The organism is Vreelandella sp. 21 (assembly GCF_050995515.1).
In the GTDB taxonomy this organism is placed as follows: domain Bacteria; phylum Pseudomonadota; class Gammaproteobacteria; order Pseudomonadales; family Halomonadaceae; genus Vreelandella; species Vreelandella alkaliphila.
Window position 1 is genome coordinate 864,954 of sequence record NZ_CP194673.1, and the last position, 13,241, is coordinate 878,194.

Here is a 13,241-nt window from a genome sequence, read left to right on the forward strand (position 1 = left end):
GAAGTTAAGATGCCTATAGTCACTATCCAGCAATTCCCCCGTGATCTTGCGCAATAGCGAGAATTGGCAAAGCGTATTACTGACGCGTTCTGCGATGTGTATGGTACCGACCCGGTGAGCGTGCAGGTGTTTTTTCAAGAAGTAACGCGGGAAAATTGGTCCAAAGGCGGCCAAATGGGGGTTGATCGTGATACTGCTCAGTGAGGAACTCGATAATTAGTTTTTCTAACGTAACCTGACTGAACTAAGCTAATTACCATGACGCGAATGAGCCAGGAGTTCTGAATGCACGAGCTAGATCACTATATTTATCCTCACCGAGTGTTGCATTGGCTAGTGGCAGTCGCCGTGTTGCTGTCATTGTTAAGTGGCCTGACGCTTGGCTTCCTGGGGTATGAACGCGCCGTTGCTTTGCTGGGGAATGCGCTTACCAACGTGCTCTACACTAGCCATAAAACCTTAGGCGTGACGATACTGTTGCTAATGACGCTGAGGATTATTACGCGGCTAGCTTTTGTTGTGCCCGACCACGAGCCGCCGCTCAATGCCTTCGAGCGAATTATCAGTACTAGCGTGCATCACTTGCTTTATGCGGGACTAGTGGTTATGCCACTGATTGGTTGGACAGCCACTGCTACCGGCGGCTTTCCTGTTGAGTTTTTTCAATGGCATTTGCCGGGGTTGTTGGGCAAAAACGAAGCGCTTTCGCAAACGCTGTTTGTTTGGCATGAGCGTTTAGGGTGGGCGTTAGTTGTGCTTATTACGCTGCATATTGCGGGTGCTCTATTTCACTGGCGAATCAAGCGCGATAACGTTATGAAACGTATGAGCTTGTTTGACTGATATAGTTTTCTATCCATCATGATCACGCTGAACCATAGCCATAGTAACGGGTGGTTTGGCGTGACTTGACGGCATACATCTGGCTATCCGCTTCACGAAGCAGGCTGGCTAACGTATCGTTACCGTCATGGCTAATACAAATACCGATGCTGACGCCTACGCTAACTAACGTGCCATCAGGTAGCTTGATAGGTGAGCGAACGGTCTGTTCGATACGGTTACGCATCTCCTCTAACGCAGTCTGATCAGTTATCCCCTCTAGTAAGAGAATAAACTCGTCGCCGCCAAAGCGCGCGCAATGATCACTCCCACGTGCGACGTGCACGAGACGTTTGGCAACTTGCTGAAGCACGAAGTCGCCTATCTCATGGCCATACTGGTCGTTAATTGGTTTGAAGCAGTCAAGGTCACACATGACTAGCGCTAAAGATGTATGCGTTTGTTTGCAATGTTCAAGAGCCGCTTCTGCACAGCGCGTCAGCCCATTGCGGTTAAGCAAGCCGGTGAGCATATCGTGGTTGGCTAGTTTCTCTAGTGCCTGAGTACGAGCAGCTACTTTTGCTTCTAGAACAGCTTCCTGCTTTTTGAGCATTGCGACGGTTTCTGCCTGGGCGCGCTCCTTCTGCCATTTTAATTTATTAAAACGTGCGGCCAGTGCGAAAGATAGCAGCAACATCTCAATGGCTGAGCCGATTTGTATCCCATGAAGGGTTAGGAAGTTGGCGGGTAGAATACTAAGATTTCGAAGTGCGAATACGCTAGCCCCTAGTAGAAATATTGACCAGGCGAGCACAAAAATACGGGCGCTAGGCACGCGGCGCAAACTGCAATAAATACCGCACACGAGCATTAATAGTGAGGCAGCAAACCCTGTTATATCCATTAAGCGTAGGGCGGGTTGAATTGGCAAAAATATCATTGCTACCAGCGCTATATAGCAGTAGCCGCGAAATAGCGTAATGATTTGATGCCAGCGTGGGCAGTAGATGGCTGTATTAAGAAAACTTTGAGTGAATAGGGCTCCCATCGCAGAAGCAAACGTAAAGCCAATCGCTACTAGGCGCGCGGTGTTATCGCCTAGGAAGCTCCAAAACATCAGCGTGCCAAGACCATTGAACGTCAAACTTGCCAGTGTAAACCCAAAGGCAAATAGAGCGTAGTAGAGAAATACGTGCTCTTTAAGCACAAAAAATAGCAGCAGGTTGTAAACGCTTAATGTTAGCAGCATGCCGAAGTAAGTCGCCAGCCAGAAATTATGCTGGTCATTCTGAGTATAAAAAGCCTCTGGCGTCATTAAGCTATAGCTCAGAAATTTACTGCCCGTGGCTTTTACCTGGGTATAAAGCGTCACGGTTTCCCCGCCGAGCAGCATCACCGGAAAAACAGCCTGTCGGTGGGCGATTGATCGCTCGTCAATTGGCACGGCGATCCCGCTGTGCTGAACGTCACTAGCGTGTTCTCTCAGCGTATACAGAGTGACATGGTCTAAAAATGGGTATTCGAATTTAACCATCCAGGTAGCCGGGAGGGGCGATGCATTATGAATTTGCGTTTTTAGCCAGACATCGCTTTGTGTATAGCCGAAATGCAAATCAGAGGCGTGACGGACCGGGTGAAATGAGGGGGATAACGCTACAATATCACGCAGGTTTAGCGATTTTGACGTATGCCAGTAACCGCTTACTTCATTTAAATCGTAACGCGCCTGCTCGGAAGAGACGACGATGGTAGCCGCTGCACTTGTTTGGGAATGCCAGCTAATAATAAGCACTAACAAGCCAGCCGGAAGGCGCTTTAACCAACAGTAAGCATCCATAAATATCGCTATTTTGGTTATTTTTGCGTTGGGCTTTATCGCTTCTAGGTCTTAGTGCCTAGGATCCCTTGCCTGCCTTGGGCGGGTTTTGCTCCTAGGCGAAGTGTAGACCTCTTTCAAAGCGAGTGGCCGACATTGGGTCTAAAGCATGATGTAGATCAGACTTTTAGTTAGGCGCTGGACTAGTTGTCCACTGTGGCGCCAAAAATGCCAATAAAGTGGCACTGTCAGCGAGTGACCGGGGGCGATGCTGACAAGGTGGCCTTTTTGCAGTTGGTCTAGTGCCTGTAGTTGTGGAACCATTCCGTAGCCAATGCCTGCGGTGGCGAGACGCACAAATCCTTCTGATGAAGGGCACAGGTGGTAGGGGAAATGGCCGTGATAACCGCACTGAGCAAGAAACTGATGCTGAAGCTGGTCATGAGGGCCGAACACAATTACCGGGGCTTGCTGAAAAGCTTCTGGAGAAAGGCCTTCAGGAAAGTAGCGTTGCACGTAGGCAGGTGATGCTAGCGGGAGATAACGCATCTCGCCTACTTTAATACAGCGAGCGCCCGCGATGGGTGTTGGCGTAGAACAAAGACAGGCTGCGACATCGCCATCTCGCAGACGGTTAAGCCCAACGTCCTGATCCTCAATAACTAAATCGAGCAATACGCCCTCGGTTTGACAGATATCTGCCACTGCGTTTGCCCACCACGTCACCACGCTGTCAGCGTTGATGGCGATTCTTAGTCGGGTCGTTGCGTTATCTAGCGTAGGTAGCGTCTGCTGTAGGTCGTGTTCTAACAGCTGTACTTGCTGGTAATGGGTGAGTAGCCGCTGACCAGCAGGTGTGGGTGAAAGCTTAGGGTGGCGCATTAGCACTGGCTGGCCTAGGCGTACTTCCAGTGCTTTTATACGTTGGGAAATGGCTGATTGAGAAAGCCCTAATATATCGCCTGCTCGTTCAAAACCGCCGCTCTCCACCACTGTGGCCAGGGCATGGAGAAGTTTGTAATCCAACATGGCCGTCTTCCCAGGATAAGAAAGTAATGACGTTATGCAAAAGACGCGTATTTAACAAATAAAAGCGCCATATCTTTATGTAAGTGAGATTGAATGTCATAAGTAAATGACTTACATTAATCTGCAGGGAAACGACACTAAACTCTCAATGCCATCGCTTAAAGGACACTGTAATGCCTGTCATCATGCTCCGTCGCCCTCTTGCAGGTATCGTTGCGCTTAGCGCGCTGATGCCTTTAGCCGTTTCCGCTGACGATGCTGTTAGCGCCGACGCTGTGGTCCATCACTATGCCGACTTGGCACATGCTAATTACGCCGATGCGCTCAATGCCGCCGAGGTGTTGAACGAGCGTATCGACGAATTGCTGGCCAACCCCACAGCAGAGGCTCTTAACGCAGCGAAGCAAGCCTGGCTGCAAGCACGGGTATCGTATCAGCAAAGCGAAGTATTTCGTTTTGGCAATGTTGTGGTGGATGACTGGGAAGGGCAGCTGAACGCCTGGCCTCTGGATGAGGGCATGATTGATTATGTCGAAAGCGATGGCTATCAACATGAGCTGGGTAATGAAGGGGCCACTGCTAATATCATTGCCAACGAACGTATCACGATAGGGGGAGAAGTCCTGGATGTCAGTGATATTACGTCAGAGCTCTTAGCTGACCTTAACGAAGTGGGGGGCTCAGAAGCCAACGTCGCCAGCGGCTACCACGCCATCGAATTTCTGCTCTGGGGGCAGGATCTTAATGGCTTCGAAGCAGGCAGTGGTGAGCGTCCGGTGAGTGACTTCCAAACTGGCGATGACTGCACCCATGGTAACTGCGATCGTCGCCGGACGTACTTGGATGCAGTGTCGGACCTGCTGGTCAGTGATCTTGAGTGGATGGTTGCCCAGTGGTCGCCGGAAGTTGAAGGCAACTATCGTCAGGAACTGCTAGCTGAAAGTGATCAGGAAGGCCTGCGCCGTATGCTATTTGGTATGGGGTCGCTATCGTTGGGTGAGCTAGCGGGGGAGCGCTTAAAAGTCGCGCTTGAAGCTAACTCTTTTGAAGATGAGCATGACTGCTTCAGCGATAATACCCACAACTCTCACTACTACAACGGCCAGGGGATTCAGAATATTTACACGGGCACCTATCAGCGATTGGATGGCAGTATCCTAGAAGGCCCATCATTGGAAAACTTGCTGTCGCAGCAAAATGAAGCACTTGCTGATAGCCTGAGTGACCAACTTGAAGCAACCATGGCCAAGCTCGATGCTATCAAGCAAGCGGCTGAAGCGGAAAGCTCGCCGATGGCGTTTGATATGATGATTGCACCCGGCAACGAGCAAGGGAGTAAGTTGATCAACGACGCCATTTTCGCCCTGGTGGCGCAAACGGCATCCCTTGAAGAAGCAGCCGGTGAGCTGGGAGTTACCTCTTTACAGCCGGATGATGCAGGCCATCGCTTCTAAATCATTCATGTGATTTTATGAGCCGTCCGGCAGCTTGGCTGTCGGACGGCTTTTGTCGTTTGTCTCAAGGTATATTTATGTGCCACCTATCTCGCTTTTTTGCCTTCAGGCGACTCGCTCAATGCTGCCTTTTCTTAGCACTGTTGGCGGCCTCTGTGTTTGTGGTCTCTTTACAGGCGGCTGAATCTCCCGCCATTCAATCGTCGCCGATGAGCGGTGGCGATGGGGCAGTGGAGCAATTTGATCACAACGCTTATTCATTACCGCTACGTAATATGTCGATGACCAAGCGGCTTGATTTCAGCGTCGGCAATAGCTTTTTCCGCAACCCCTGGGTGGTCGCACCTGCCAGCACTGAGGCCCGTGATGGCCTGGGCCCGTTGTTTAATACCAATAGCTGTCAAGGCTGCCATCTCAAGGATGGGCGTGGCCATCCGCCGATGGGAGATGAAACCCCCATCGCGTTGTTCCTGCGTCTTTCGCTGCCTTCCGATCAGGCGGAGCCGGAAACTCTAGAGCAACGGGGCGCGCTGCCGGTACCCAACTACGGCTTGCAGCTACAAACCTCTGCGATTCCTGGCGTGCAGCCGGAGGGCAAACTAATCATTGAGTACCGTCCGCGGGAAGTAGGCTTTGCCGACGGCCATAGCGTTACCTTGCAGGAGCCGCTTTACTCAATTGCCGAACCTGCCTACGGTGAGTTACCAAATACGCTGCTGACGTCGCCGCGGTTGGCGCCACCAATGATTGGTCTGGGCCTACTGGAGGCGATTCCTGAAGCAGACCTGATGGCTGCAGCCGACCCCAACGATGCCGATGGCGATGGTATTTCCGGGCGTTATAACCAAGTCTGGGATGTACGCAGTGGCACCACGGTGATGGGGCGCTTTGGTTGGAAAGCGGGTGAACCCAGCATTGAGCAGCAGAGCATGCACGCCTTCGCCGGCGATATGGGGCTAACTTCTCGCTTAGTGCCACAAACTGATTGTATGGATAGTCAGGGGTGCGATGCCTTTCCTGAGGGTGGAACGCCTGAAGTCAGCGATGAAATTGCAGACTTCATCACCTTCTATGCCTCTAGCCTAGCAGTACCGATGCGCCGCAACATGGATGATCCTGAGGTAATACAGGGTGCCGAGACATTTAACGCACTGGGCTGCGCAAGCTGCCATACCCCTCGACATCGTACCGCCTCGGATGCCCCCCGAGCGGCGTTGGCGAATCAAGAAATATGGCCTTATAGCGATCTACTGCTCCACGATATGGGCGAAGCCTTGGCCGATCATCGTAGTGAATTCCAAGCGGATGGGCGCGAATGGCGCACCCCACCGTTGTGGGGTATTGGCCTGACACAAACGGTGAATCCTCGAGCTGGCTTTCTCCACGATGGCCGTGCCCGCACGCTCGAAGAGGCGATTCTCTGGCATGGTGGCGAAGCAGAGGCGGCCACCAAAGCCTATCGACATCTACCGACTGACCAGCGCGCGGAACTTATTCGCTTTCTTGAGTCTCTGTGAGCTTTGCGACGCCTCTGTTACTGCTATCGACTATTGGTAAGGAGTTTATGTGATTGCTTCTCTTCGTCGTTTGGGGGTGGCGGTTGCGTTTTTAGCGGCCCCCCTTTCTGCATTGGTTTCTGCTGATGCGGACACCAATACACCGCGTGATATCTGGCATAGCGCGATAGCGCAGCAGTATGCCGAACTCAGTAATGCCTCTGAGCGCCTGGAGGCTAGCGCAACGCGTTTTTGCCAAGCTCCCGATGAATCGCTTAAACAGCGGCTTGAAAGCGACTGGCTGGGTGCTTATCAAGCTTGGCAGGCGGTGCGCTTTGTCCAGTTTGGACCCATTGAGCAGAACAGCCGTGGCTGGCAACTTCAGTTTTGGCCAGACCGCAAGAACCTAGTAGGTAGCAAGGTAGAAGGGTGGTTGCAAGCTGGCACCACGCCAACGGTTGAAGACATCGCTAGCGATAGCGTCGCGATTCAGGGATTTCCGGCTATTGAGTACTTGCTTTATGACGACGCCATGAGTGACCGGCCACTTGGTGAGCCGGCGATGTGTGGTTTGTTGCAGGCTATCTCTACCCATCTCGCAGACACTAGTAACGCGCTGGAACGCGACTGGCAGGCCTTTGGCGTGCACTATCGTGATACCCCGCGTTACACCGAAACCACGTTGGCTAACGCTATTCAAGCGCTCGAAACCCTCGAACAGAAACGTCTTGGTGAGCCAATGGGCCTGCAAGGATCGCCCGCTAACCGCTATTTAGCGGAAGCCTGGCGTAGCGGTAACTCCATTCGTTTGGTGGAAAGTACGCTTGAAGGGCTGCGGACGGGGTTTCTTCCAGGGCTCTCGGCGTTGCTGCGTGAAGCCGATGCACTGCCACTCGCCGAGGCATTTCGTGATCAACTGGATAAGACGTTAGCCAAGACGGGTGATCTGCCACCGGGGCTGACAACGTCACTTGACGACGAGGCATTTCGTGGCCAGCAATCGCTTTACCTCAATATTGGTCAGTTGAACTATCTGCTGGGGACCGAAATTGCGGCCGAGCTTGGCCTGGTGCGTGGCTTTAATTCTAGCGATGGAGATTGAGCTATGCAGCGACGGCAGGTGCTGAAAGCTGGCCTGGGAAGTGTCGTAATGGCACTAACACCGCTGAGCTGGGCGATGCCAGGGCGCGAAAATGCTGACTGGCTGTTTAGCGCGGTTGATGGTCTTGATGGGAAGCATTACATCGCTGGGGTAGCACTGGATGGTAAAAACCGCTTTATGATCGAAGTGCCCGAGCGCTGTCACGGCGGCTGTTTACGGCCTGATTCCCGCCAGGCAGTATTGTTCGCTCGCCGTCCCGGTACACGGATGCATGTGATCGATGGGGACAGCCGCCAATTAGCCCACACCATTGCGGCCGGGGAGGGCTATCACTTCTACGGGCATGGCGTTTTCGACTTGAACGGGCGCTACCTGTATGTCACCGCTAATCGTTTGGAGGACAGCGCCGGGCTAGTGCGCGTTTACGATGCTGCCAACGACTACACCCATGTCCGTGATATGCCGCTGGGTGGTATCGGGCCCCATGAGCTTCGGCTGATGCCGGATGGCGACACTCTAGTTATTGGTTTGGGCGGCATCCAGACTCATCCAGACTACGGCCGGGTAAAGCTCAATCTGGACACCATGGCCCCAGCACTGATGCTTATGAACCGCCACAGCGGCGAAGTAGTAGCCCGCCACGCTCCTTCGCACCACCAGCTTAGCTGCCGCCATCTGGACGTGGCAGCGGACGGCACGGTGATCGCCGGATACCAATTTGAAGGCCCTGAGTGGGAATCCTATCCGCTGATTTGTCGTCTGGATGCTGCCGGAGACTTCTCTGAGCTGGCGCTGCCCGATGAGGTCACCGCCAGCCTGCGGCACTACACCGCTAGTGTCGCGTTTAGCCGTGTTTCGGCAACTGTTCTGGTGACCGCACCTCGCGGCAATCGGGTGCTGCTGCTGGATGCTGAACAAGGCCGCTTGAACGCTAACTTGGAGTTACCCGACGCTGCGGGGGCCCGTTGTGATGGTAACGGCGGCTTTCTGGTCTCCTCCGGCCAGGGCGGGCTCTACCGTGTAACGCCTGACACGGCAGTGCCCGAGTTGCTCGTCACCCAGGAATTCCGCTGGGATAACCATCTGACCTGATAGGTACTTAACGTTGACTTAAATAGCGAAAAGCATTTATCCCTAGAGTCGAAAGCGCGAAAAAGCCAGCGGCCAAGGTAACAATCGTCGGCCCCGTGGGGGTATCAAAATAGTAAGCGGCCCTGAGTCCCAACGTGACCGCCAATGTCGCAATACACATAGCTACTAGTGCCATAATTTCAGGCGTTCTGGAGAAAGGCCTTGCCGTTGCAGCAGGAATAATCAGTAAGGCTGCAATTAGCAATGCACCGACCACCTTGAGTGCTACAGCCACGACCAGGGCAAGAGAAAGAGTTAAGACCAATTGCTCGCGGCGGGGCTGAATGCCATTGGCGTAGGCAAGTTCATCGCTCAGTGTGGCAGTCAGAAGTGCCGACCAACGCCAGAAGAGTAACGCCAATATCAGTAATGCGCCGCCACCGATGATCCACAGGTCATCCTGGCCAACGGCCAGGATATCGCCGAATAAATATGCCGTCAGGTCAATCCGGACTCCCGAAATAAATGAAACAGCGACCAGGCCGATCGCCAAGGCCGAGTGAGCCATAACGCCGAGTAGCGTATCCATGGCATAACCGCGCCCGCTGAGTAGCGTTACGCAAGCGGCCATAGTGAGGGCAACGGTTAATACGCCTGCAAAAATAGAGAGATTGAACATTAAAGCCAGCGCAACGCCAAGGATAGCGGCGTGAGATGTCGCATCACCAAAGTAAGCCATGCGTCGCCAAACCACAAAGCAGCCAAGCGGTGCCGCAGCAAGGGCAACGAATATCCCAGCAATAGTCGCGCGCCACATGAAGTCATCCAGCATGGGCTGCCTCCTGATGGTGATGACGATAAAAAGCAAGCATCTGTGCTGTCTGTTCACCGAATAACGCTTGATAGTCTGGGGAGGACGCAACACGTTCTGGTTTGCCCTCGCAACAGATGTGGCCGTTTAAGCACAGCACATGGTCGGCGGTACGCATGACGACATGAAGGTCATGGCTGACCATCAATACGGCACAGCGGTAGTGCTGGCGAACCTCTTCAATTTTTTTATAAAAATCCGCAATGCCTCGATAGTCCAACCCTTGTGTTGCCTCGTCGAGAATTAAGATGTCTGGCTTTGTGATAAGCGCCCGGGCCAGCAGTACCCGTTGGAGTTGGCCGCCTGACAGGTGGCTCATGGCGGAATTTTCCAATGCCTCGACCCCCGCGTTTGCTAATGTTTGCTGCACATCGCGGCGGGCATGGCGGTGAGGAAGGTTAATAAAGCGTGAGACCGTCATCGGTAGCGTTGAGTCTAAATGGAGTCGCTGGGGCACATAACCGATAGACAACTTCTCATCAATGGCGACATAGCCTGATGTTGGCTTAATGGCCCCAACTAATGTTTTAACTAACGTTGATTTTCCTGAGCCATTTGGGCCAATCAGCGTGACAATCTCTTCACGGTGCAATGTCAGATTAATATCTCTCAAAATATGCTGGCCACTGATCAGAACATTGATTTGTTTGGCGCGCAGGAGAGGGGCATTACCGGGTGTGAATTGAGACATCAGCTTGCAGCCTCTCGGTTAATTGCTATTCTGATTCAATTTGTTATGTTATATCATATATTAAAAATAAGGACTAATGCTTCTGTGGCTATCAACGCTTTCTAACTAGGTCGTATGGCTTCCTAAATAGAACTTATGAAAGAGGGGGCATTATGGTTTTGATAATTTGGAGAACATCATGAAGTACAGACTTTTACGTTACACCCTGCCGGTATTAGCGAGCTTTCCATTGTCAGCCTTGGCAGCCGTTCCTAGTGTGGCGGTAGACATTCCGCCGGTCCATTCGCTAGTGGCCAAAGTTATGGGGGATCTCGGGACTCCCGACCTTTTCATTCAGCCTGGTGCATCACCCCACGGCTACTCACTGAGGCCTTCGGAAGCCAAAGTGTTAAATGATGCTGATGTGGTCATATGGGTAAGTAATGATCTAACGCCTTGGTTATCGGCTCCGATCGCCAATTTGGCAAACGACGCCGAGCATCTGGAACTAATGGGCGTACCCGGCATTAATACGTTTGCATATCGTGAAGGCGCGACGTTTGATCTGGGTGACCACGACCACGACCACGACCACGACCACGACCACGACCACGACCACGACCACGACCACGACCACGACCACGACCACGACCACGACCACGACCACGACCACGACCACGACCACGACCACGACCACGACCACGACCACGACCACGACCACGACCACGACCACGACCACGACCACGACCATCATCACGATGGGCAAGATCCACATGGTTGGCTGGATCCTGGTAATGCGCGGCGCTGGCTCGATGCCATTGCCCAGCAACTTAGCGAAATCGATCCTGACAATGCCGCCCACTATCGTGCTAATGCGGCACAAGGCCAGCAAGAACTTGAAGCACTTGAGCAAGATTTAAAGGAACGCTTAGCCAATAGCGAGCAGACTCGCTTTATCGTATTTCACGATGCCTATCAGTACTTTGAAAAAGCGTTGGGTGTCACTGCGGCTGGTGCTATTTCTATCGGCGACGCATCCTCGCCCAGCCCGAGACGTATTGAAACTATCCAGCAGTTAGTTGATGCAGAAGGCGTTACGTGTGTATTCAGCGAACCGCAATTTAATCCGCAAATCGTTGATACTGTCTTTGGCGATACGGATGTTTATATTGGTGTAATGGATCCTCTAGGCGTTGGCTTAACACTAGGTGCAGGGCTTTACGACGCACTACTTAACCAAATGGCTGATGAAATACAACACTGTACCGACACGATGTGAGTCAGTCTGGAAAGCCGGTATCAAGAAGGAGTAATTAAATAGGCGCGCTAATGTGGACAGTGATCTCGTCTGGCATTAGCGCGTCGGTATGTCTTCACTCATTGGGCTACAGCAATATTGTGCTCCCCATTGGGGTGTTTCATCACCTGCATGGGTAGGCCATAAATCGCTTCTAAGGTGCTGCAACTCATCAAATCATCCGGGCTGCCATGGGCCAGCAAGCGACCGCTATGCAGTGCCATCAGTTCATCACAGTAGCGTGATGCCATATTGATATCGTGCAATACAATAATGACGCCAAGGTTCAGCTCATCGCATAGCTTGCGAACCAGCGCTAGCACTTCAATTTGGTGAGCAATATCCAGTGCTGCTAGTGGCTCATCGAGCAGCAAGAAACGACTTCCCTGGGCGAGTAGCATAGCCAACCATACTCGCTGACGCTCGCCGCCGGAGAGTGTATCGACTAAGCGGTCGGCAAAGGCCTCTGTGTGGGTAAGGGCGATGGCGCGATCAATGGCGTCTTTGTCTTTCTGGTTATGGCGACCGAGCAGGCCGTGCCAAGGGTAGCGACCAAAAGCCACCAGCTCGCGCCCAGTCAGGCTTTCAGCACTGGGTAAATGCTGGGGCAGATAAGCTACCTGACGAGCGAACTCGCGATTTCCCCAGTCACGCAGTGGACGCTGGTCAAAGTGAATCTCGCCTTGGCTGGTGGGTTGCTGCTGGGCCATCAGCTTAATCAGCGTCGACTTTCCCGAGCCATTGTGGCCAATCAAGCCGTAAACCTTGCCCTCATGAAAGCTGTGGTCAATGGGATTTAGAATCTGCTTACCATTGATTTCAAAGGTAGCGCCTTTGACCTCGAACATGAATGACTCCTGGCGATAGGGTTAATAATAATGGCTCTATTCTAGTGCTAATGGTTCTCATTTTTAACAAAAAAATTAAAAGATTTCTGTTGTTGGGCTTAGATAAGCCCTACGAGGGCTTGAGTATTGGCGGCTAACGCAGTGCTACGGGGCAAGCGTTGAGTTGTGAGTTAACGGGGATAGGCCTGCAAGATAATCTTTACATGTTAATGAGAATCATGTGTAATTGTTATGTTATCTTGTATCTTTTGGGTTGAAGGAGTTGAGTATGAAAAAGGGCATACATCCCGCTTATGGCTACGTAGTGTTCCGCGATACCAGCTGTGGTGCCACGTTTCGGATCCGTTCTACCTGTACCTCAACGCAGACAATTGTCTGGGATGATGGCAATACCTACCCATTGATTGACCTGGATGTCTCTAGCGCTTCTCACCCTTTCTATACCGGCGAGCAGCGCAGAGTTTCTGCTGAAGGTCGGGTGGCGCGTTTTCAGCAGCGCTTCGGTTTGGTTTCGCGCCGCTCTTCTGGCGCTAAGTAGAGGATATATAGAGTGCAAGTGCTTAGCTCGCTCAAGTCCGCCAAAAACCGCCATCCTGATTGCCAAGTGGTCAAACGTCGCGGACGGCTGTATGTCATTTGTAAAACGAATCCGCGCTTCAAAGCGCGCCAGGGAGGAAAGCACAAAAAATAAGCAGGGAATCTCCTGGGTCCAGCGGCTTATTTTTTATCAACGCACAATACGGTGTTTGAACTCTGAAGGGCGGA

At 52.4% G+C, this 13,241-nt stretch carries 14 protein-coding genes; 9 read left to right on the forward strand and 5 right to left on the reverse strand.

The genetic code is table 11. The features are described from left to right. Positions 1-63 precede the first annotated feature (63 nt). The gene (locus tag ACN06F_RS03975; RefSeq protein ID WP_433924694.1) at positions 64-204 is read left to right on the forward strand and encodes a tautomerase family protein; all 141 of its coding nucleotides are present in this window, start codon (positions 64-66) and stop codon (positions 202-204) included. Between the two features lie 81 nt (positions 205-285). Then, positions 286-843, forward strand: a complete 558-nt coding sequence (locus ACN06F_RS03980; RefSeq protein ID WP_038481916.1) for a cytochrome b — start codon at positions 286-288, stop codon at positions 841-843. 22 nt (positions 844-865) lie between these two features. On the opposite strand, the gene ACN06F_RS03985 is transcribed toward ACN06F_RS03980, so the two are convergent. Continuing rightward, positions 866-2,659, reverse strand: a complete 1,794-nt coding sequence (locus tag ACN06F_RS03985) for a diguanylate cyclase (RefSeq protein ID WP_433924695.1) — start codon at positions 2,657-2,659, stop codon at positions 866-868. Positions 2,660-2,800: 141 nt separating this feature from the next. Further along, positions 2,801-3,667, reverse strand: a complete 867-nt coding sequence (locus ACN06F_RS03990; protein ID WP_231657313.1) for a LysR family transcriptional regulator ArgP — start codon at positions 3,665-3,667, stop codon at positions 2,801-2,803. 173 nt (positions 3,668-3,840) lie between these two features. On the opposite strand from ACN06F_RS03990, the gene ACN06F_RS03995 reads away from it, so the two are divergent. The 4 genes from ACN06F_RS03995 to ACN06F_RS04010 all read left to right on the forward strand — a co-directional run bounded on the left by ACN06F_RS03995 (position 3,841) and on the right by ACN06F_RS04010 (position 8,811). Then, positions 3,841-5,121, forward strand: a complete 1,281-nt coding sequence (locus tag ACN06F_RS03995) for an imelysin family protein (protein WP_253486967.1) — start codon at positions 3,841-3,843, stop codon at positions 5,119-5,121. A gap of 77 nt (positions 5,122-5,198) precedes the next feature. After that, on the forward strand, positions 5,199-6,638 hold the full coding sequence (locus tag ACN06F_RS04000) for a di-heme oxidoredictase family protein (protein WP_198348542.1): 1,440 nt from the start codon (positions 5,199-5,201) through the stop codon (positions 6,636-6,638). 49 nt (positions 6,639-6,687) lie between these two features. Next, entirely contained in the window at positions 6,688-7,719 is a 1,032-nt protein-coding gene (locus tag ACN06F_RS04005) for an imelysin family protein (protein WP_038481925.1), read from the forward strand. 3 nt (positions 7,720-7,722) lie between these two features. Beyond that, positions 7,723-8,811, forward strand: coding sequence for a DUF1513 domain-containing protein (locus tag ACN06F_RS04010; protein WP_038481928.1), 1,089 nt, complete (start codon positions 7,723-7,725; stop codon positions 8,809-8,811). Between the two features lie 7 nt (positions 8,812-8,818). Here the strand turns inward: ACN06F_RS04010 and ACN06F_RS04015 are convergent, their stop codons facing one another. Both ACN06F_RS04015 and ACN06F_RS04020 read right to left on the reverse strand, forming a co-directional pair. Continuing rightward, complete coding sequence (locus ACN06F_RS04015) at positions 8,819-9,622, reverse strand: metal ABC transporter permease (protein WP_433924696.1); 804 nt, start codon at positions 9,620-9,622, stop codon at positions 8,819-8,821. Further along, positions 9,612-10,352: a metal ABC transporter ATP-binding protein gene (locus ACN06F_RS04020; protein WP_095602582.1), complete on the reverse strand. Its 741-nt coding sequence runs from the start codon at positions 10,350-10,352 to the stop codon at positions 9,612-9,614. Before ACN06F_RS04020 ends, ACN06F_RS04015 begins: the two co-directional genes overlap by 11 nt. 178 nt (positions 10,353-10,530) lie before the next feature. Between ACN06F_RS04020 and ACN06F_RS04025 the strand changes: the two genes are divergently transcribed. Then, positions 10,531-11,610 carry a zinc ABC transporter substrate-binding protein gene (locus tag ACN06F_RS04025; RefSeq protein WP_433924697.1) on the forward strand — a complete coding sequence of 360 codons (1,080 nt, stop codon included), beginning with the start codon at positions 10,531-10,533 and terminating at the stop codon, positions 11,608-11,610. Positions 11,611-11,708: 98 nt separating this feature from the next. Here the strand turns inward: ACN06F_RS04025 and ACN06F_RS04030 are convergent, their stop codons facing one another. Continuing rightward, positions 11,709-12,476, reverse strand: coding sequence for an ABC transporter ATP-binding protein (locus ACN06F_RS04030; protein ID WP_125745997.1), 768 nt, complete (start codon positions 12,474-12,476; stop codon positions 11,709-11,711). 268 nt (positions 12,477-12,744) lie between these two features. Here ACN06F_RS04030 and ACN06F_RS04035 point away from each other — a divergent pair, with 268 nt between their 5' ends. Together ACN06F_RS04035 and ykgO are read left to right on the forward strand one after the other, a co-directional pair. Continuing rightward, a complete protein-coding gene (locus ACN06F_RS04035) occupies positions 12,745-13,014 on the forward strand; it encodes a type B 50S ribosomal protein L31 (RefSeq protein WP_095602579.1) in 270 nt (89 codons plus the stop codon). A gap of 12 nt (positions 13,015-13,026) precedes the next feature. Next, on the forward strand, positions 13,027-13,167 hold the full coding sequence (ykgO, locus tag ACN06F_RS04040; protein WP_082072625.1) for a type B 50S ribosomal protein L36: 141 nt from the start codon (positions 13,027-13,029) through the stop codon (positions 13,165-13,167). Positions 13,168-13,241 lie beyond the last annotated feature (74 nt).